The sequence below is a fragment of the Aporhodopirellula sallentina SM41 genome, from assembly GCF_000346505.1.
In the GTDB taxonomy this organism is placed as follows: Bacteria; Planctomycetota; Planctomycetia; order Pirellulales; family Pirellulaceae; genus Rhodopirellula; species Rhodopirellula sallentina.
Map to the genome: position 1 here is coordinate 1 of NZ_ANOH01000086.1, position 20,776 is coordinate 20,776.

A 20,776-nucleotide genomic window follows, 5' to 3' on the forward strand; every position below is an offset into this window, starting at 1 on the left:
ACATCGAGCGCATTCTCCATGGTGTCATTGTTGTTGTGTCCCTCCTCGTTCTCGTCCATGACCGGGAACGGAGTGACATGGAATGTCGCAATTTGGGTCAATTCCGTCGACGTTCTCAATCGAAATGCGTGCTCCCCCGGCGGGCAATCCGGGGCGATTTCGAACTGGCAAACCACCGCTTCTTTCACCGCTCCTCCGTGCATCAGACTACGTTTCCGAGGCGGCTCCTCGGCAGTCCGCAGACCGATCGCGCGGATGCCTGGTTGATAAAAGATGATCTCTTGAGGGTCGGCCAACGACACGCCGCCAATGGTGACCTCAATGGTCGTTCCACGTTGTGCGATTCTCGGGCGGACGGTCTCAATGCTCTTGGTCATCGCACCAACACAAACGTTGGTCAAAGCACACAGCGACAACACAGTGACAGAAATGCGCACGTGCATAGTGAATTTGGTGGGGAGGCGGGGGAACGATAAAGCTTCTGAAATGGGACGCGAGAAAATGGATCGGCTGGTCAACTCAACAACCCGTTGACCAACTCGCCGCCCTTGATGATTTCGATCGGACGCGTTCCGAAGGCCAACAACTCCTTGCTCGCATCAATACCGAGTTGATGATAAATGGTGTGCATTAGGTTCTCGAGCGGCACCGCGTCACGCGCCGGTTCGCCTCCGATCGAATCACTTGCCCCGTAAATCAAACCGCGCGAGAAACCACCACCGGCGATCAACATGGAATAATTCCTAGCCCAGTGATCCCTGCCGCTCGTGTTGTTGATCTTCGGCGTCCGTCCGAACTCAGACGTCACCCAAAAAATCGTGGAATCCAGCAATCCCCGTTGATCCAAATCGGTAATCAACCCAGAGATCGCATGATCGAGAGCCGGCATCTGATCCAGGCATGCTCGTTCCACATCAACGTGAGAATCCCATGCCCCGTAGGTGACCGTCACAAACCGCACACCGGATTCGACCAACCGCCGAGCGACAATCATCTTTTCGGCGAGTCCCTTGGGATGAAAACGACGGTCCGGTCCTCTCAATCCGACGACATCACGGCCATAGAGTTGAAAGGTCTCTTCGGTTTCGCCATCAAGGGCAAAGGCCGCCTGCGACTCTTTCGACGTCAACAGTGTGTAGGCCTGCTGATAGAAATCATCCATCGTATCGAGCGTGGTCCGATCCGCTTCCAAGCGTCGAATCTTCTGCTCGATGATCTCTCGAGCCGTTTTGCGTCGACTGAAACGATCCATCGAAACGCCTTCGGGGACCGAGAAGTCTTTGACCTTATAGTTTCTCTCCGCCGGATCCGCGTTCAGTTCAAACGGTCCGTGCGTGCTGCTGAGGAATCCCGTTCCGCCGGCAAAGCTATGATTGTTTGGGATCGCGACATACGGTGGGAGATCGCCGCGTTTGCCTAACTCATGAGAGACGATCGAACCCATTTGCGGGAAATCAATCACTGCGGTCGGCGTGTACCCTGTGAAGAGATGATAGGTCGCGGTAGCGTGATCGGGGATTTTGCCGACCATGCTGCGAACAACGGTCAGTTTGTCGGCGATCGCCGCCGTGGTCGGGAAGTTTTCGCTGAAGATTTCTCCGGTGTTCGTTTTGGTAACACCAAACGCACCACGATATTCGACCGGCGATTCCGGCTTAGGATCAAACGATTCGTGCTGGGGAGCGCCACCGCCGAGGTGTAACTGAATCACACTGAGAGCTTTGGGATTCTTTAACGTTTTTCCCTCGGTCATGCTGAACGCTTCACCGCCTTGCGACTGCAAACGGAGCATATCGCCGAGAGACAATGAAAGCCCACCACAGACACCGGCTTGAATGGCGGCGCGGCGGTTGAGCATCGATCGGAAGCCCTTGCAGCCATACCGATTGGGCGCATCGGTCGATCTGTTTTGACGCGACATTCTAAATTTCCTTGGGCGGGCGGGAGGAAGGCAGGATTGAGGTGGGAGTAAGGCGAGGCAGGTATCAGGTGGGACTCAGCCCGAAATCATGGTTTGGGTAATGAAATCATGGTTTAGGTAGGGGGTGTTCGAGAGGCGGGTTTTCACGTGACCAGACTAAACTCGGACGCCCTTCGTCCACGAGCGTCGAGATTTCTTCATCGCTAAGGGCACGCTTCCAAATCGCAACCTCATCCATTCGGCCTCGGAGCGCACGGGGTGGACGTTCAGAGAACTGTGCGAACGGCACCCAATTGCCCAGGCGGCAGACACCGGGTTTGATCGGATACTCATTTTCGCGGAGCACGCTTTGTGTCACCTTCTCACCGTTTACGTAGATGTCACTGCGTTTTTCCGGAACCGACGTAACCGACAAAACGTGAACCCATTTCCCAACGGGTACTGGATCACCGACCCAGCGGAGTTCATCTCGTCGGGCACCCATGATGCCCCCACGAGGCAAGCCAAAACGGTTCATTTGAAAGTGAAGCACGCCGTTTTCGCCACCATTGCTATTGCAGATGGAAATCATTTCCCGATCGAGCCGATCCACCTGGATCCAAACGGCGATCGTCATTTCCTCGTAGGTTCCCGGAATCTCGAACTCAACAAAATCCGTATCGCGATCGAACAACAAAGCATCTTTCCCGGGCCAGCGTCCCGACACCCAACGCGGCCCAGAGATTTGCCCCGGGGTCACCAACGCATTGCCTGCCGCGTTGACCAACAATTTGGAATCGTCTTGCCTCGTAAACGGAAACCAACCGATCAGGCTCGGGTCATCGACATGTCGTCTCCGCACCGTTTTCCAACGCAGAAAACCGATTTCGCCAGGCGACGGAAATTGTTCCGCAGCAGGCTCCTCACCGGGCTTTGCCTTGCCACCGGAATACCGAACCCAATCGCCCTCATAGACGCTCTTCATCAACCCGTTGTTTTTGGCTTCACGAACGTTGACCTGACCGTCGAACACCTGCATCGTGCTTTCCCCGGTCTTCTTCGAAACGTTCAGCCCGAATTCGGTCCCCACGTCTTCGAAGTTCACGTCGGTCGTTTTGATGGTAAAGCCGACCGCCGAAGGAGGAACAATCGCGCGGACCGCTCCATACGCCAACCGAGCGTGCAGCAGATCGTCAATCGCCAACTTGGCCGGCGCCTGCATCACCAAATCCACACCGCTGGCAAACCGCAGGTGAACGGTTCCCTCCAACAATTCATAATCGCCAGGATTGAAGATGACATCGTCCGTGGAACGATCACCGGCAAACTTAGCCCCCGCTTCATCGACCAACATCGCCGTGACTTCGGCGTTGACATGATCAACTTGGGCCACCTGCAACTGCGATGAAAGAACAACCGCCTCGCCATCCATCCAAAAATTCGGCCGCTGCCCTATCAGCACAGCGAGACACCCACCGACCAACATCACCCATGGAACCACTACCGCCGCATACCGAATGATCCATGACGCCGTTCGCGAACGCTGACGGTCGGCCAACGTGCACGACCATTCATCGTCGCTCGAGCGAGCGAGGCGTTCCGCCAGCCGAACCGAGGAATCGGGATCGACCGGTTTGACGTCGGAGGCATGGCCGATCTGATCCACCATTCCGCCGACCGCATCGACCGAAACTTCTCTCGCGACACCAGCCTCCAAAAGACGATGCCGGATGTAATGCCGCCTCGCCTCCCGATCTTCCTTTAGTCGCTGCTGCAGCGCGGCAAACTCATCATCGCTCAACGTTCCGTCGATCGCCGTCGACAACAGTTCGATGAACTCGCGATCCCGACGTATCGAATGCAGCGATGACTGCGTGGACTCGTTTTGATGATCCATTACGACGCCTTTAGTTTTTGCTGGACGCAACCGAGCAATGACTCACGAATTCGGAACAAAGCCTGCCGCACCGACCCGACGGTTCGATCGAGCGACTCGGCGATTAACTTCAGCGACGAGTCCGGCTCGTAACGCATGCTCAATAGCTGACGTTGCGGCGTCGGCAATTTCTCCATGCACCCCTGCAACACCTCCATGCGGTCGTCAATCTCACTGTCCATCTGCTGCACATCCAACGCAATCAACTCCAAAAGCGAATCATCAAAAACCAATCGTTCTCGCCCAAGGCGTTTGCAATAGGTCAGGACCTGGAACCTCGCGATCGTTGAGGCCCACGCCCAAAAATTGGTGCCCATCTCGAATTCATCATGCTTGCGCAGCAAGACGACATTCACGTCTTGCAAGACATCATCGATGTCTTTGGGATCAAACAGCAAACACCGCACGAACCCGTAAAGTCGGTTTTGCGACCGAGTGAGTTCGCGAACGAACGCATCAGGAACGGGATTGTTATTTGTGTTTACCTGCATCATTTTTCTCCAGCAATTTCGCAACCAAGAATGAAATGCGGTTTTGCTCGTAGTAGGCACATGGCGCGACAGAACGCATCATCACACCGAAATTGGACAACAACGGCTGATTCTTTCACCAAAAGTCGCGTCTCTTAGAGAAAAGAATGCTCTGGCACGAAACAACACTGGACACGCGTACCGATCAATAAATGGGGGACACACCAAATTGCCGCACCATCTCCCTGCCTTCCTGCCTGTCTGTCTGCTTCCCTATCTCGCCGCTTACCACAACTTGAAATACTCAGACTCATTTTCGACCACCAACACCCGCTGGTCGACGTTGACATCATGATGCACTTGCTGCCGCCCGTCCGGCCATCGAATCAGAACCTGCAGCGGGCCGATCGCCGTCCCTAACCCAAACGAGACGACGTTTTCATTGCGACTCAGATAGCCATCTCCCGACGCGACGCACTGCACGGCCTCTCGGTTGCCCCATTTCACCGTGACCCTGGATCCAATCGCATCGCGTTCGGACTCTGTCCCAACCAATTGAACCTGCAGCCAATGGTTCTTCGTCGGAGTCTCATTGACCAGCAATGCCGACGGTTGCCCGGTGTGCGTGACGACGAAATCATTTCTTCCGTCTCGATCGAAATCCAACCGTGCCAAACCGCGCCCCAGGTAACTCGCCTGCCAATATTCAGCATCTCGGCTCATCTCAACCAGCGAAAACCCTGCACCGGAATTCGCTAACAACTGCGTTGGCTGAAGAAAGGGAACGCGAATCTCCGTCGAATCATCGAGATGCCCGTTTGCCACCACCAGGTCGAGGTCGGCGTCATTATCAAAATCAATCGCCTGACTGCCAAACCCCACCATGCGGCGAGTCGGACCAGCAAGGCCGAACGCAACACTGCGATCTTGATACGCGTCTTGATCCGATAAGAACAAACTCGAACTCTGATTCTCGTAATTGCTGATGTGAATATCCGTCGCCCCGTTCGAATCGAAGTCACCGATCGCAATGCCCATCGATCCCGTTGCCACACCGCTGCCATCAAACGCACACCCCTTCATCGTCGCAACGTCACGCCAAACCTGACCGGCGTGATCGCGTGTCCAAAGCTGGTTCGGCGTCAAGTCGTTACCCACGAACACCTCATTGCCGGCAACACCATCGAGATCGGCGATCACGACGCCCAACGCGTAACCCTGTTCACGGTTATCACGACGAAACGGTTCCGAACAAAATCCACCTTCACCGTCGTTGACAATCACCGTGTCCGCGCCGACGTGATACTCGCCGGGTGATACCGCGGCGACGACACGCCCCGACCCGTCCAACGGCGGCTTTCGGTTGATTTCAGGATCGTCCACATAGACACATTGAAAGAGATCGGGCAGATCATCCCCGCTCAAATCGGCCATCGCGATGGACGAAGGCACCCGAGCGAAATTGGCAGGATTCGACAACTCGTTACGCTCGAAGGAGCCATCTCCGTTGTTAATAAACAAAGTGTCGGCACCGATATTGGATACGACCAGGTCGGGAAAGCCATCTTGATTCCAATCGCCACTGGTCATGCCCAAACTGTACTGCGTTTCTCGTGTGCCGGTCTCACCGGTCACGTCGACCCAGGATTGATCCACGTTGCGAATGAACAGATTCGACCGGTCACTTTGTTCGGCCGGCGGATCGGCGCCCCCTTGCGCGAACGCCAAATCGACTGCACCGTCCAGATCGAAATCGATCACCGCCACACCACCGCCGAGCGTTTGGTGGATCGAAAACTGTTGGATGACCGGGGTGTCTGCGACTTCATAGGTGTGGTCCAGCCCCGTGCGCTCAGCGACGTTGACAAATCTCACATCCATAACTCGACCTTCAGCCTGCGAGTCAACCTGGATGTCTAGATCATCCACAGCCTCCGAGTTGATCGATGGCATCGGAAAGTCGTCCAATTCCAATCCGCACAAACGCTCACCGTTTTGCGGACGATCTCTTCCCGTCGCTCCGAGTTCCCTCGAGACGAGCCTACGACGTTCGGCGTTGAGCCTGGCGACCTCTTCCGCGGGCGCGTCTCGATATCCCGCTTCGAGAATCTTCCAAAGCACCGCCTCGAGCGGACGATCGAGCCTCGCCAGAGATTCAGCAAGGCCAGCAATCGCATCCACATTCGGTTCATCCGATTCTGCGATTTGGTTGTTAAACTTCATCGCATCCTGAAGCGCCGACCATCGCGAATTCCAACGATCCGCAATCTCGACATGCTCCAACGCGATCAACGGTTGCCGGAGTCGACCGATCGAAATGAAATCCGTCGGGTCTCGCCAGACGGCTTCCGCCAAGGCACGAACCGCCTCGGGATATCGCCGGTGCCGCGACTCGTAGGCACCGATCGCAGCCCAGTAGTCGGCAAACTCTCGCGTTGCCGGGTCGATTCGCGCCAACCACCATTGAAACCGAGCATCGTCCTGAGCCTCGGCAACCGCCCGGCCGTACAAAGCGCTCGCAGCAGGAACAATCTCTCCCGAATCAACGGCCTCGTGCAACGTCTCAATGACATCATCGTACCTTTGCAACGCGAACTGCCTTCGCGCTTCACCTGACCTTCCGATCGGCCAATAAGGCAGCGTCCCAGGCTCGAGTTCGTCGGCGCGTGAGGGATCGTCGTACATCGCATCAGTCAGGATGACCAACGCATGAAGCTCATCCTGGTGAACGTCTCCACGACGACATAGTTCAACAATTTGCTCCGCCGCCTCGTGCCGTCGACCTTGCCGATTCAACAGATAGGCGAGTTGTCGACGAGGAGGAACCGCGTTTGGCACTCTCTTGATAAGCTCGCGGTAACGTTGCTCGGCTTCGTCATACCGCTGCAACCGAACACACCAATCCGCAGACTGCCCCAACGCGGGCAAACCAGCTTCAGGATGGTCTCGCGGAATATCACCGAGCAGTTCGATTGCCCTCTCAAGGTTCCCGCCCGCCGCGTGAACGTTCGCCAGACGGAACAAAACTTCGTGGTCATCCGGTTCGATCACCAACCAATTCTGCAACGATTCAGATGCCTTGGCGAAGTCTCCTTCCGCCATCAGTTTTTCAGCATTCACGATCGCCACACTGCGTTGCTCCGCCGGAGAACGCCAAACGACGACCGGTTGCTCAGGAATTTTCTGAACGGGCGTTTCCTGAAGGGGCTTTTCCTGAACGGGCACATCAGCCACCTTCGGATCACCCCCGCACCCGGACAAAACGCACACAACCGCACAACACCTCCACACCCAAAAACGGGAGTGAAGGTGATGGCGGTTTACGGAGCCTTCGATCGCACCGAAGGCTTTTCGTTTCGCGTTTCGCGGATCGATCGAATCAGCCTCCGCTAAAACTCGCCTTCGATCACTTCGTTGGAAGCCCTCGTTCCGAGCGAGCCCCACAACCCATAGGGGCTCTTGGAACCTGGCGCCTGCGTGCCGCTCTTGCCATACTCCACCATGCCCGCTCGCGAATCGCCGGCATCAATCGAATCGGTGATGAACTTCACCGCACCGTCGGCCATCAGCACATGGGCACCGCCTTGGTGACGGCTCGATACACCCAACACACCACTGTGCCATGATGGCTGATCCTTTTGCCATGTGCAGTTCTCTCGGTTTGGCGGAAGGATGGTGAAGACCCCGGAATACGTCGGCAACGCATCCGCCCAGTGGTACCCTCGCGCCGCTGCGATAGAGCCCATCGGTATTCCTGAACTCCAGAAGCTAGGACGCTGTGGATCGATCAACGGCGTCGTGTCATCGAGGCAAGCAGACGGATTCGCAATGACCGTCGCTTCGGCGGTGACCGATCCGGCGGCTTTCGGCAAACTCGTACGAACATCGTTGTCCCCTAGATCCGTCGCGATTTCACCGCCCGCGACCGTGTTGGCGAGACCATCGAGAATGTCCCGGAACTGAGTTTTCTTCAGCGTCACGAACGCCCCTCGGCATCCCGCACGGGTCCGCGAACTGTAATGATCGCCCGTTTGATACTTTGGACCACGCTCACCGCGGATATCCAGATAGCCACGTGCGGACCAAGCGATCGAGTCACCCATGCAAGCGGCGTAGTTGGTCCGCCCCAATGCCGGCAGTCCCGTCCCAGGATCACTCGGGCAACGGAACGCAGGCAGTTCCGTGGACCACGGGATGTACTGAATCTCTTCCGGTGTCGGCCCAAACGCAGGCCATGGCGTCGTTCCACCGGGATCGTCGGTCGTCCCGTCGGTTCGGCCGATCATCGGATTGCTAATTTGCTCCCACAGTGCCTGCTGCTCAATGAACGGCGTGGCACCGACGAGAAAACTGAGACGATGCAGATTGCCATCGTCCTTGTCACCCCAGTACCAGTGATCGGTCGCGGACTGAGTCCCGGTCCCTTGGATCGGCAACTGGTCGTATGCACTGTGGTAATTGTGAATCGCGAGCCCGATCTGCTTGAAGTTGTTACTGCAGCTCATCCTCCGGGCCGCCTCGCGAGCAGCCTGAACTGCAGGCAACAGGAGCCCGACTAAAACCCCGATGATCGCGATCACCACCAGCAGCTCGACGAGAGTGAAGCCGCGTGGCTTCCATTTGGAATTTCTAAACATGTCGTTGGACCGAAACAGAGTGCGTGAAAAATTCGAAACGCCGCACGCGAGCCTGTTAAAACTGCCGCCAAACCACCGTAAGTGGAACACAGCCTCATAATCATCCCCTAAGGGGAGACCCGCGTGCTTATTTTGATGGCGCCCCTGCCGCTCAGATCACGCATAATGGGTGAAATATTTGAGAAAATTCGATACGCCCGTATTTTCAACGATTCAGCAAAAAGCCGCCATTTTCTGCGGAACAACACTTCATCCAGAGGCATTAGCGATGGTGGAAACAGGTGCATTGCCTGCGTTCCTACTTGATTGAACCCGCTTCCACGCTCCACGGGCAGGTGGGTACCGCACTCCTCGCGGAGTTTCCGGCACCGCCGTGGACGATCATTCTCGAATCGGGCCCCGTTTCTAACTTCATTTTCAAAAGGTGCTGCTATGAAAACTCTCGCCATTCTCTCTCTCCTCGTCGCTGGGTTTGCCGTTACCGGATGCGGTTCGAGTGAGCCCGCCGTAATCGGTGCCAGCGACCCAGAAGGCATTGCCAATTACGAAGCGATCATCGCTGAGCAACAAATGTCCCAACGCAATATGAAAGAGGTTGAAAAAGAAATCATGAAAGAGTGAACTGGACGACGCACTCGAAAGCATGTCCAGTGTCGCGTTAGCGACGCGGCACTGGGGGATCGTCGACGCCGGAACCTACCTACCAATAGCATCCGGCCTGCACGGGTGAATCAGCACGGGTTCCGTGTTGTCATTGCTATCTCACCAACGAAAGCCGCTGCTCGGAAAGTGTCGCATCACGAGACAATCACCGACAAGGCTAAAAGGGCTCCTGTCCCTGCACGATGGTCCACTCGCGATCCACCGCGACCTGGTCCATTCTCTGTTCACTGCCGTCCGGCCATGTGATGTTCACGGTGACAGGCATTTTGTTAGCGCCTAGTCCAAATCGGACGACTCTCTCGTTGCTGCACAGATAGCCGTCGCCCGCCGACACGACACCGGTCCATCGGTGATCTTCTTGTTCGACAACCACAACCGCGCCGATCGCGTCTCTCGAGACGGAGCGTCCCACCAACCGGAAAGCGATCCGGTGGTGATCGGTTTCAGTTTGATTAACCAGCAACGCGACCGGTTCGGTTTGGTGAGTGACGACGAGATCGACTTTCCCATTGCGATCAATATCGATCGTCCACAACGCCCGACCAGAGTGATTCGCAGACAGATACCTGCCGGAACGTGCCGTATCAAAAATTGAAAACCGACCATCGGTATCTTGGTAGTAGACCTGCATCGGTTGCAGGTACTCCGATTCACTTTCCGAAGCGGGAAAGTCAACGTGTCCGTTGGCGACAACCAACTCTAACAAACCGTCGTTATCAAAATCGACGGCCTCGCTGCCAAATCCGACCATCGGAAACGCGGCTTCGGAAAGGTTCTGCTGCAGCGTTCGGTCGAGCCAAAAGCCGCTGCCGTTTTGCTGATGGAACGTGTTGTATTCGTCTTCAAAATTGGTGATGTAGATGTCCAAATCGCCATCACGGTCCATGTCTGCGGTAGCGATTCCCATCGACGCCTGCGGGTTCGAGCGGTCATCGGTCGCCAAACCACGCGAAATACCAGACTCAACCAACCGCATGGAATCAGAAGAGATCCGGCTGTAGTAGTGATTGTTGCTCATGTCGTTGGCTACGAAAATATCCAACCCAGGACTGCCATCCAAAGACGACACAACCACACCCAATCCGCGCCCCAAAATCGCAGGCTCGAACCCCCAATCTTCGGTCACATCGGTGAACGTGCCGTCGCCACGATTGTGAAAGAGGTTGTCCGCTTCCGCCGAGAAATAGATCGGTGCACATGATTTGTGAATCCCTTTCGCTTCATCGACACATGAGTCGGTCACGGGATCGAGCCCCGCACAGTAGTTAAGAACAACGATGTCGGACAAACCGTCACCATCGACATCCGCAATCGCCCCGCTCGATGACCATCGCGAAAGAGGGCCTGGCATCAAATCCGCAGTCGCATCCGAGAACGTTCCATCACCATTGTTGATGTAAACAACGTTCTCCCCGTAGTTCAAAACCAGCAGATCAGGAAAACCATCTTCGTTCAAATCACCAACGGCGACGCCCTGTCCAAACCCCATATCGGTGGTTCCCGATTGTGATCCGATATCAATCAATCGGCCATTGAGGTTACGCCACAACGCATTGGGACTTGAATCGCGATGTGGCGGCGTGCCACCGGCAGCGGACAAGTACAAATCACACCAACCGTCCAAATCAAAATCAATGGCACCACCGCCGCACCCCAACTCGGCATAGATCGGAATGCCCGGTTGGTCCAAATCATCTCGCGTTCGTCCAAAGAACTTCAACCCACGCTCGACAGCCTCGTTTTGCAGCGTCGGCATGACCGACGCGACCGTTACCGGCGGTGCAGACTTCGCGGCTAACACCGAACCAGACGAACCATGTTTAGGCTTGGGAAGATGACTGAGGTCGCAGGCCAACTCGGTACGCTCGTCGATGACCTGCCATGGAGTATCACGTCGCAGTGATTTAACGATCTTTTGTCGTATCGCATTCACATCCACCTCTGGTTCATCAGCCGAAGCCGGAAACCCCAATGCGATCGCCGCCCACGCTTCCGCTTCCCAAGGACGCCCTAGCGAGAACAAAGTACTCGCAACATTGGCTGCTTCCACTCGCGAGTCCCGGCCCGCTCGATCAAAACGCTTCTTCGCCTGGATCGCTTGGCTCAACCGGTTGGCTCGCCGCTGAGCGGCATCGATCGTCGTCTCCATCTGCGTCGCGGACGTGTCATTGCCGTCCGTCTCCGGCATTTGGCGAAGGGTGGACGCAAGTTTCGCCCATACCAACGCCACATCCGCGTTGCGCCTGGTCGCTTCCCAGTACGCCCGTGCAGCACCCGCGTAATCGCCCGCAAAACGTGCCCAGTCTCCCTGCACGGACCAATACATCCACTCCGCATCGTGCCCCCTCAAACCAGAAATCGCCTCAGACCACTCCTCCAATTCGTCAAACCGCCCCAAATCCGCGAGCGTCCGCCCCCGTAACAACTGTGCCGGCAGATACAGAGGATGCACGTCCAATATTTCGCGAAGCATGGCTTCGGATCCCACCAATTTCCCTTGATCGAATAGCTTTTTCGCAGCTCCGATCAACGGTCGCTTGTCATCTGGATTTCGTTCCACCATCTGATCGAGCGAGTCGTTTTCAAGGTCACGTTTTTCGGTGTTACTCAGTTCGATCAGCAGCTCGGCATCAAATTTTCTTCGTCGCACCAACTCACGCCCGTGAGGCACCGCCTCGGTGTGTCGTTCAAAAATGACCAAGAAATCAAACAACCATCGGCGCGATTCGTTTTGATCAGGATGCCTTTTGACCGCTTCAGCGAGCAATTCCATCGCGTCGAAGACACGTCCCACCGAAATCAATCCGGTAACCGCGCGACGAACCGCAGCGACGTCAGCCAACTCGCCCACCTGCGCCGCATCGACGAGCAAACCGATCGCCGCGTCCGGACGCTTGTTCTCGTGAGCCACGCGGGCGACCTGAGATAAAACCTCAGGGTCATCGGAATGCGAGATCAACACGGCTTCCGAAAATTGATCGGCCGTCTTCCAGTCCCCTGACCGGATCGCTGCACGCATGGAATCCAGCGACGAGACCTCTTTCGTTTCCACACCAACACTCGTGCTCTCGCGCGCCGACTCGTCACCACAACCGGTCATCGCACTCAACACGCAGAGCACCACGAGACATGATCCGATTGGAAACATTCTTCGGTACCAAATGATTTCCATAGCAAGTCGATTCTTAATGTAGAAAGCAATGCGTGAAGTAACCCAAGCCTGAAAACATCGTCAGAAGATTTCGGACGACATACCGATCGATCGCTCAGACGGAGGTTGAAACATACAACGACGAGTGAAGAAGCCTACTGTAGACGATACGACGATTCAAACTCACTGACGTATATCCCATTTTGCAAAACAAAACATCACAGCACCTCTGCGAATCCGATCACGATCATTGCGATCCCTGTTCATCAAACATTCTGTTCACGTGTAACACAGCGCATCAAGGATGTATAAATTCGGGCCACCCATCGATTGACATCATCGCGGGCAATCCGACGACGTCCCTCCCCACGGAATCTCTCATGATCATTCGCCACTTGACATTTGTGTTTGTCTCGACTGCGTGCGTTTTGTTCAGTTCCACTGCGATTGCGCAATCGGACTCCTCCACTGCGATCCACATCGCAGCCGTGTCTCAAAACTCTCCCAATCTGGCTGTCCCCAGTGACAAACGAATCCCGTTTGGGTGGCCGTCTCTTCCGATCGCGTCTGCTCGCGACGGGATTGCCTCGCATGTGCGGTGGTCTCCACAGCGCCTTCCACCTGGCGACACCATTCGCCTGCGTCTGACAACGGCACTCGACTCCCGCAAACCACTCTTGTTGGAGGTCAGCCTGCCTGGTGAAGCGAAACCTCTCGGTCAATTCAACTTTAACTTCGCACCTGTCTTCCAAATGGGTGAACTGCCGCTGACTCGAGACCAAGCCCAACAGGTGCTCCAACACGGCATCGTCATCACGCGGACCATCGGTGAGGCGCCGTTTCATTTGTTCGGTCCCGCGTCAGACTCATCACCTACCAATCCGTCCACGACCAATCCTGTGCCACCCCACGCGGTCGCCATCCCTACCTTGCTGCAGCCCCATCTAATGGTCGCAGGGGAGACAGACCGGTGGGCGGAATACAACAAACGGCTCGAAGGAGTCGACACGGTTCAACCTTTTGGATGGATGGAAGGAGCATTGCTCGACGGTGTTTGGGATTTAGCGCAAGCGACCCACAGTGACGCCTTCGCGAATGGCTATTCAAATCGAATGAGTCTGTATCTACGTGGTGACCGACTGATCTATGAGGATCCCAAGAGTTGCCCGTGCGACGATCGGATCTTTGGTATCGAAGACACGCTTCCGTTTGCCGCAATTGCTCAAACGCATCCCAATCACCCGGCTGTCGATCTTGCCATCGCGTTTTGGAAAAACCACCGTCGCCCGCCGGGTTTCGCCGAGGGATGCGTCCAAGACGGTGGGCTGTGCAGCGCCGAGGGTTCTTACACGGTGGGCTACCCGTTGATGCGGGTCGGTCGACTTCGCAGCGACCCTCAACTGATTTCCATCGCTCTCGATCAGTATCGGATTCGCAAACAATTGCTCGTTGACGAAGACCAGAACATTTGGCTAAGAAACTCCAACGGTCGGCGGACGATGAAGAATTGGGCGCGTGGCGTGACATGGTATTTCCTGGGTTTGATTCGCGGTATCGCCGAGGCTCCCGACTCAGTCGACACGAGCGACCTTCGTGCCGAAGCCATCCGCACAATGGATTGGGTAATACAACATCAACAAGACAACGGCTTATGGCGGAACCTCTTTGACCAGCCTTCGCAAACCGTCGACACCTCAGGTTCATCGGGAATCGCCGCCGCACTCGCGATCGGTGCCAAAACAGGCGTCTTGCCGGAACGGGCACGTACCGCGGCGCTGAAAACCAAACATGGATTGACCAATTTCCTCACCGCCGATGGCCTGCTCGCCCACAGCACTCCGAGCAACCGGTCGCCCGAAGCCCAAAGCAACCGCCGCGTCATCTTCCCGGTCGGCATGGGACTCACCGCACAGCTCATTGCTGCTTTAGGAAAAGAATAACCGCCCCGAAATAAACCGGGTCGCAAAATGGGGTGTATCCGCTCGCAAAACAAGCGGGCGACAATTTTAGCAACACCCCAATTTCGAGGTCAAACCAAACACTATCCCGATCGAGAATCGGCAGATGTCAGTGCCGACGTGGGCGTAGCCAAAACCAGATACAAGCCGAGCGATGTCAAAAGCGCGATAGCGATGACCGCAAACAAGCCCGCGTCAGCACCCCACCACGAAAGGTCAACCGTCATCGGCCATTTCAACAACAAACGTACGAAATGCATGACAGCAACCGCCAACAACCCGAACCTCATGAACAAGGTCACCGTGAGCGTCATTTCGACGCCCGTGAATGCCATTGTTAGCCAAAACTGATGGTGCCGTGATGCGACCAATAGCGACATAAATACGACATATGCGACACCAGCTCGCAGGTTGGTTCGCAAAACAACACGCAGCAACATCAAAAACAACAACTGCGTGAAGAAGCTATACAAAACGCCAAAACCTGCGGCCGCGATCATCTCCGCCAACGTGACCCGCATGCCCATCAACGGACTAAAATTGATGATCGTCGCAAACGAATCAGAAACCTCGCCCGCCCAAAGCGGCAGCAACGAGTTAAGCAACTTCATGAGCCCCACCAACACGCCTGCCGCAGCGCCGACCAACAAGTCACGCCCCACAACGGGATCTCGATAGTTGCCCATCATCAACCGACTCCATCCGATTAAGGTTCTCGGCCAGAGACGTCGTGTATCCGGTTCCAAAGCGACATAGGAACACCAAACAAAAGCCATCACCATCAGTGCCGCCGCGAGCGTCGCGAGCAGCATATCGAATTCGAGCGCCGAAAACACGTGGCTGTCTTTCAACAAGCACACAACCAGTGCGACAGCGAACATGATCCGTGCGATTCGTTTCGCGGTGCGAAGATCACTGCGGCCGCGACAAATATTCCTCCAAGCGAAAAACGAACCTCCGGCAACCAGGATCGGAAACCAGACCAAAATGATGATCACGCGGAGCGTGCCCGAACCGGCGGCATTGGGTGCGGAAAGACTGCCGCCAAGATCCCACTGTCCGAGCAATCGGAAGAACACAGGCCGCTGGCCAACCGCAGCCGCCTCAGCCCTCAGATCCGGCTCCTCGATCTCGCGCAAATCCGCCGAGAACTTGAGTTCCCACGCTTTCCGTTGCTCGGCGTACCCGCTCGGCAACAGTTCAGGCGAACGCCCGGCGAGCAACGTGAGGTCGGAGAGATTCGAGAGTCCTGCGGCGTCCAGCAATCGTTGCTCCCACGCTTCGGTCAACTCGTGATTGCTGCTGGCTCCTTCACGACGATCACCTTCACGCAGCATTCCGACTGTCGGTAGGACGTCCAGTTCGAGCAATCGCCCCTCGAAATCTGACTTCATGCGAATCATGCCCGGTGTATCAAATGCGGGACGAGCTGAGTCCGCGACTAAGTAAGATTCTCCCGACCAATCCGGCACTCTGGGCACCAGTGCTTGGGGACTACTTCGATACCAAAAACGGACCGCGGGTGGACTGGGCTTCTTCACCCGATCCCAGCGTTGTTGATGCTTGGTTAGGTAATGTAGATAGTCGCGATCGATTTCAAATCCGAACGCTTCGTCTCCCGGTGATTGGTTGTAGCCGAGTGACTCAAGCGAATCTATCGCCATGCTCGCAAGTGCTCGCGGAGAGCCCGGCAATCCTATTTTGTCGATCAAGTTCGTCCATAACCCGACCACGACTAGCAACCCAACCATCGCAACGGCAAATACGGTCCACGCCAGCCTGGGTTCGAGCATGCGATCGTTGCTCGCCGCGACGACTTGTTGCGGGGTAGGCGTTGTCCCCAATGCAATCGCCCGAGCGATCGGATCACCGCCGGGCAGACGCCGGGCCACCGCCGCGACGCCCGGTGGACGTTGTTTGGGATCGGGCTGCATGCACCACTGGATCGTATCCCATATCAATGCTTCCTCTTCCCACTCGGTTTCTCGCTGCACATGCGGTACAGGATCCGACAACCACAGTCTTAATTCGTCTTTGCTGGTTACGTGATGAGGGTGCCGCCCGGTCAACATCTCGTAAAAAATAATCCCCAAGGCAAACACGTCACTTTGCGGACTGGTCTGGCGTTCGAAGTATTGTTCGGGAGCCATGTAGAGTGGCGTTCCCATCAATCCGTCCGAATCGCCCTCACCATCGAACTTTCGCGCCACACCGAAATCGGTGAGCTTCGCACATCCCTGTCCGTCAATCATGACGTTTGCCGGTTTCAAGTCCCGGTGGACGACACCTTTCTCATGCGCAGCCGCCAAGCCAGAGCACAATTGCTGGGCCAACTCGAGGACCTTCGTCAAAGGCAACCGACCGATCCGCCGTATCAAACTTTGCAAGTCCTCACCATCGATATATTCCATCGATAGGAAATGCGAATCTTCGGACTGACCGATGTCAAAGACACGACAAACGTTAGGGTGTGCAACCGTTCTGGCCAAACGGACTTCGTTAGTCAACATCCGCAGACGGGCCGGGTGAGCTTGCACATCCTGGGACAGAAGTTTGAGTGCAACCGTCTCCCCCAACTTTAAGTCATCAGCTCGATAAACTTCACCCATCGCACCCTTGCCGAGAATGGATGCAATGCGGTATCGACCTGCAATCACAGAACCAGGCAGCAGACCAATCGAAGGCGAATGGAATTGTTCGATTTGGGTATTCGACTCCGCTTCGACGGTCGAATACAAGGACTTCTTTGCATCGGATTCGCAACGATCAAAAACCTCAGAGATCGTTTCGGCAAAGTCGGGAAACCGGCTGATGTAGGACTCAGGCTCCGGGCAATCTCCCCATTGTCGACGGTGATCCAGCTCCAATTCCAACAACTGCTTCAGCAGCAGCCTGAGTTGACCGTGTGGCCATTCCGGAAGAAAGTCTTCCAGCCTTGCATCTCGATCTAACAGAAACGCTTTTTCAAATGCGTCGCAGATCGTGTCGATCTGTTGGAGCAGCGAGATCTCATCATGCCCGATCGGCACGGCAGGCTGGCGATCATTCAAGACGTTGCTCCGCCGACCACGTTAAGCGTATGAGGTTCAACTTCCGCTCGACGGTTCGAATAGACACGCCCAACTGTTGGGCAATCGCTTCGTTGCTTTCACCCTCCAATTTCTTGGTGGCGATTTGCCGCTGCACCGGTTCAGTTAACTGCTCTAAACGGCCGGCAAACTGTTCTTCGAGCAGTGCGACGAACTCTGCCGTGGGCTCTCCGGCAACAAACTCTTCGATACTTTGGGGCATGTTGTCATCACCGCCCGCAAACACCGAGGCGCCGCGAACCAAGCCGCCTCCGCGTTTCAGACTGGTTTGTCGACGAACCTGATCGACCGCCTTGCGGGCCGTTAGCACAATAAGCAGTCGCCAGAGGTCGTCGCGATCTCGCAACTGCGTAAATCGCCCCTCGCGAACACCTGAACACAGGCTATCAAACACGCTCAACACGATATCTTCTTCGTCAACAACCCGCCGCGAAGCCGACCCAAACTTTCGACGTGCAAGACTTTCGAGCCGACGGAAATAGCGACCCCAGAGGCTCGCAGCCGCATCGTCTCTGCCGCTGCGAACGCCATCGATCCAGTGAGTCACTGATTGATCAAATTGTTCCATATCACGGACTCCAATTTCGTCCGAACGTGCGAAGCGGGAGTATATCACAATCAGCCCCGCCACGGCGTCACCCCAGATCAACGTCGTGCAATGTACGCCGAGACCGTGTCCGGCGAAAACATTTGCAAATTTTTTTGACGCCGTGGCGGGTCGGCGGAAAGTTTTGCGAGCCATGGATGTCGCCGGGCACAACGTTGCTGCCCGGCTCGTCAAAACGCCCTTTCGATTAAGGATTGAAACCATGTCTCGCTTCATCACCCTCGCTCTTGTTGCCGCTGGAACCCTCGTCTCGATGGCCAGCCACGCGAATGCCTGGTTTGGCATCGATGCCAAACCGCGTCCCGTGCCCAATCACGGAGTCGAAGAAATTGATACTGCCTACTACTATCGCCTTACCAACTCGTTTTTAGGTGAAACCCGGGCGTTGGACACATACTCCAACGGCGACAATAAACCATTCATGGGGAAGACCGGGAATTACTCAGGCCAAAAATGGAAGTTCACCCCCTTGGGCAACGGTACGTATCGGCTGACCAACTCCTTCCTGGGCGATGGGCGGTCGCTTGACACCTACTCGGGAACCGAGAACAAACCGTTCATGGGCCCAACCGGCAATTACTCCGGCCAAATCTGGAAACTGACGCCAGTCGGAAACGGATACTTCCGAATGACCAACTCGTTTTTGGGTAAGGGCCGTTCGCTCGATACCTACTCAGGAACCGAGAACACACCGTTCATGGGAACGACCGGCAACTATAGCGGTCAATTGTGGAAACTCACCAAGTTGTCTCCGACCCACTAGTCCGTGCAACGGCGAGAGTTCGAATGATTCAACCGTAGAACCGAGATCATCGGTTTCAACATCAGCAAAGCCGTGGGGTTTCAATGAGATCGCTCGGCTCTTTTCGTTCATGAAGAAACACCGAACCAGGGCAGAAAACGAGCACAAAACGAGGTGAATCGATCGTTTTTTTGTTGTTGGTCGGACATCGGCCGTGCTAGCTTGGCAGCTTCTATCGACCTCGTTCCCCCACGTCTCCCCGTTCCCATGGACACAGCGTGACGCTTTAAAAGACTTCCACGCTGCCCAAGAAGCTTCACTCAATCGCTTGTTACCCTAAGTAGAGACAGAGAGATGTACCGATACCTGACGACGATCGCGATCGTTGCAACAAGCTTCTTATCAGAAGGTGTGTCGACGGCGCAGAGCGTCTTTCAACTCATCGAGCCTCAAACTGGTATCAGTTCCACGGCCACGATCAGCAGTCGCAAATTGGACATTTTGTCAGGTGGCACGATCTATCGCTACCGACGTGAACCCAGATACGACACAGTCGGATACGATGCGTACAGCAGCTCAACGCTTGGTCAAGTGTTAGGTTGGCCTCACAGCGATTCGGGCCGTTTACGTATCGGGCGAGATACGGGCACTGGCATCTCCTGGCGATGGAGTGATATGAAGATCGACAATCCAGTCGTCGCGCGACCATCGAATTCACCGTCCTACGGTTCACCGTCCTCCAATCCCTCGTCCTACAATCCCCCGTCGTCCAGTCCGCCAGCATTCGGCCCCGGCGCCCCCTCTCGATTCAACCGTCTGGGGATTGGACAATTCGTACCGCCCCCACTGCCAACAGGAAACGCTACTCTATCCAACCAACACTACAACGAGTTGTGGATTGAAATCATTGATCTCCGACAACCAACAAATGTGCAACGCTTCAAGATCAAGCCGAATCAGAAGGTCGCGGTGGATTTGGATCGCGATCCGGTAGCGGTGATCTACGAAGTAGTCGTCTATGACATCGCACGCCAGTCGATTGCGATCGATCAAACGCCGCGTGGCCAAGGTCGAATCACGGACGAGAATTTCGCAGCCAAAAGCGTTGGAATATTCTCGATTCCTCCCGGCACACCACAACGCAGCGCCGCGATCGACGTTTATCAGATGGCCAAGGACAATCAAAACCCAGGCGCGGTGGCGCCATTCAACCCGGACCACTGGAAAGCGATTTACGGCGCCATACCCAAACCATCCACGACCACGTTTGGAAACACTACGTCAACGTCAAACGTTGGAACGGCCGTACCGTCTCTTCCAAAGCCCCCCAGCCAACCCGCTGTCGCACCACCACGCAAACCGACACCCCTGGATTTGCATTTGAGCACGGTGGACAACACGAACGGTGCCCCAAACCATCAACCGGTTATTTGCTTGGCAAAACTATCCGACGTTGGCACGCTCACCATCGAACGTTTGATCTGGCAAACCAAACAACTCATGTACGACGTCCAAGTCCCTTATACCAAACAAGTCCTCATCGATGGCCAGGAACAAACAATCACGCAGCTTCGCGCCGAAACACGAACACGCTCAGAACCCTACCTGTTGTCCGCAACCATT

General features: G+C 55.6%; 11 protein-coding genes and 2 pseudogenes. 4 read left to right on the plus strand and 9 right to left on the minus strand.

What is annotated here, in order from left to right; all coding sequences use genetic code 11:
• The 6 genes and pseudogenes from RSSM_RS04605 to RSSM_RS04630 all read right to left on the minus strand — a co-directional run.
• Positions 1-377, minus strand: a pseudogene (locus tag RSSM_RS04605) (serine protease); the annotation flags it as partial.
• 137 nt (positions 378-514) lie between these two features.
• Positions 515-1,921, minus strand: a complete 1,407-nt coding sequence (locus RSSM_RS04610; protein WP_008675071.1) for a DUF1501 domain-containing protein — start codon at positions 1,919-1,921, stop codon at positions 515-517.
• 106 nt (positions 1,922-2,027) lie between these two features.
• The gene (locus RSSM_RS04615; protein WP_008675072.1) at positions 2,028-3,797 is read right to left on the minus strand and encodes a LamG domain-containing protein; all 1,770 of its coding nucleotides are present in this window, start codon (positions 3,795-3,797) and stop codon (positions 2,028-2,030) included.
• Positions 3,797-4,327 carry a sigma-70 family RNA polymerase sigma factor gene (locus tag RSSM_RS04620; protein WP_236620939.1) on the minus strand — a complete coding sequence of 177 codons (531 nt, stop codon included), beginning with the start codon at positions 4,325-4,327 and terminating at the stop codon, positions 3,797-3,799. Before RSSM_RS04620 ends, RSSM_RS04615 begins: the two co-directional genes overlap by 1 nt.
• 264 nt (positions 4,328-4,591) lie before the next feature.
• Entirely contained in the window at positions 4,592-7,540 is a 2,949-nt protein-coding gene (locus RSSM_RS04625; protein ID WP_008675075.1) for an FG-GAP-like repeat-containing protein, read from the minus strand.
• 155 nt (positions 7,541-7,695) lie between these two features.
• Positions 7,696-8,943, minus strand: a complete 1,248-nt coding sequence (locus RSSM_RS04630) for a DUF1559 domain-containing protein (protein ID WP_008675076.1) — start codon at positions 8,941-8,943, stop codon at positions 7,696-7,698.
• A 432-nt stretch (positions 8,944-9,375) separates the two neighbouring features.
• On the opposite strand from RSSM_RS04630, the gene RSSM_RS04635 reads away from it, so the two are divergent.
• Positions 9,376-9,564, plus strand: a complete 189-nt coding sequence (locus tag RSSM_RS04635) for a hypothetical protein (RefSeq protein ID WP_008675078.1) — start codon at positions 9,376-9,378, stop codon at positions 9,562-9,564.
• 199 nt (positions 9,565-9,763) lie between these two features.
• Here the strand turns inward: RSSM_RS04635 and RSSM_RS04640 are convergent, their stop codons facing one another.
• Positions 9,764-12,754, minus strand: coding sequence for an FG-GAP-like repeat-containing protein (locus RSSM_RS04640; RefSeq protein WP_236620940.1), 2,991 nt, complete (start codon positions 12,752-12,754; stop codon positions 9,764-9,766).
• Positions 12,755-13,137: 383 nt separating this feature from the next.
• Between RSSM_RS04640 and RSSM_RS04645 the strand changes: the two genes are divergently transcribed.
• Positions 13,138-14,697: a glycoside hydrolase family 88 protein gene (locus RSSM_RS04645; protein WP_008675081.1), complete on the plus strand. Its 1,560-nt coding sequence runs from the start codon at positions 13,138-13,140 to the stop codon at positions 14,695-14,697.
• A 101-nt stretch (positions 14,698-14,798) separates the two neighbouring features.
• Here the strand turns inward: RSSM_RS04645 and RSSM_RS04650 are convergent, their stop codons facing one another.
• Positions 14,799-17,765: a serine/threonine-protein kinase gene (locus tag RSSM_RS04650; RefSeq protein ID WP_063709013.1), complete on the minus strand. Its 2,967-nt coding sequence runs from the start codon at positions 17,763-17,765 to the stop codon at positions 14,799-14,801.
• Entirely contained in the window at positions 17,758-18,372 is a 615-nt protein-coding gene (locus RSSM_RS04655) for an ECF-type sigma factor (RefSeq protein ID WP_008675084.1), read from the minus strand. The genes RSSM_RS04650 and RSSM_RS04655 overlap by 8 nt, the downstream gene beginning before the upstream one ends.
• Positions 18,373-18,613: 241 nt before the next feature.
• Between RSSM_RS04655 and RSSM_RS04660 the strand changes: the two genes are divergently transcribed.
• Positions 18,614-19,174, plus strand: coding sequence for an RICIN domain-containing protein (locus RSSM_RS04660; protein WP_044301138.1), 561 nt, complete (start codon positions 18,614-18,616; stop codon positions 19,172-19,174).
• Between the two features lie 909 nt (positions 19,175-20,083).
• Positions 20,084-20,776: pseudogene (locus RSSM_RS33040) on the plus strand (hypothetical protein); the annotation flags it as partial.

Bases quoted from the DNA above. Each gene is read 5' to 3' on its own strand.
- RSSM_RS04630 (WP_008675076.1), bottom strand. From the start codon at position 8,943: ATGTTTAGAAATTCCAAATGGAAGCCACGCGGCTTCACTCTCGTCGAG.
- RSSM_RS04615 (WP_008675072.1), bottom strand. From the start codon at position 3,797: ATGGATCATCAAAACGAGTCCACGCAGTCATCGCTGCATTCGATACGT.
- RSSM_RS04635 (WP_008675078.1), top strand. From the start codon at position 9,376: ATGAAAACTCTCGCCATTCTCTCTCTCCTCGTCGCTGGGTTTGCCGTT.
- RSSM_RS04645 (WP_008675081.1), top strand. From the start codon at position 13,138: ATGATCATTCGCCACTTGACATTTGTGTTTGTCTCGACTGCGTGCGTT.
- RSSM_RS04610 (WP_008675071.1), bottom strand. From the start codon at position 1,921: ATGTCGCGTCAAAACAGATCGACCGATGCGCCCAATCGGTATGGCTGC.
- RSSM_RS04660 (WP_044301138.1), top strand. From the start codon at position 18,614: ATGTCTCGCTTCATCACCCTCGCTCTTGTTGCCGCTGGAACCCTCGTC.
- RSSM_RS04640 (WP_236620940.1), bottom strand. From the start codon at position 12,754: ATGTTTCCAATCGGATCATGTCTCGTGGTGCTCTGCGTGTTGAGTGCG.
- RSSM_RS04655 (WP_008675084.1), bottom strand. From the start codon at position 18,372: ATGGAACAATTTGATCAATCAGTGACTCACTGGATCGATGGCGTTCGC.
- RSSM_RS04620 (WP_236620939.1), bottom strand. From the start codon at position 4,327: ATGCAGGTAAACACAAATAACAATCCCGTTCCTGATGCGTTCGTTCGC.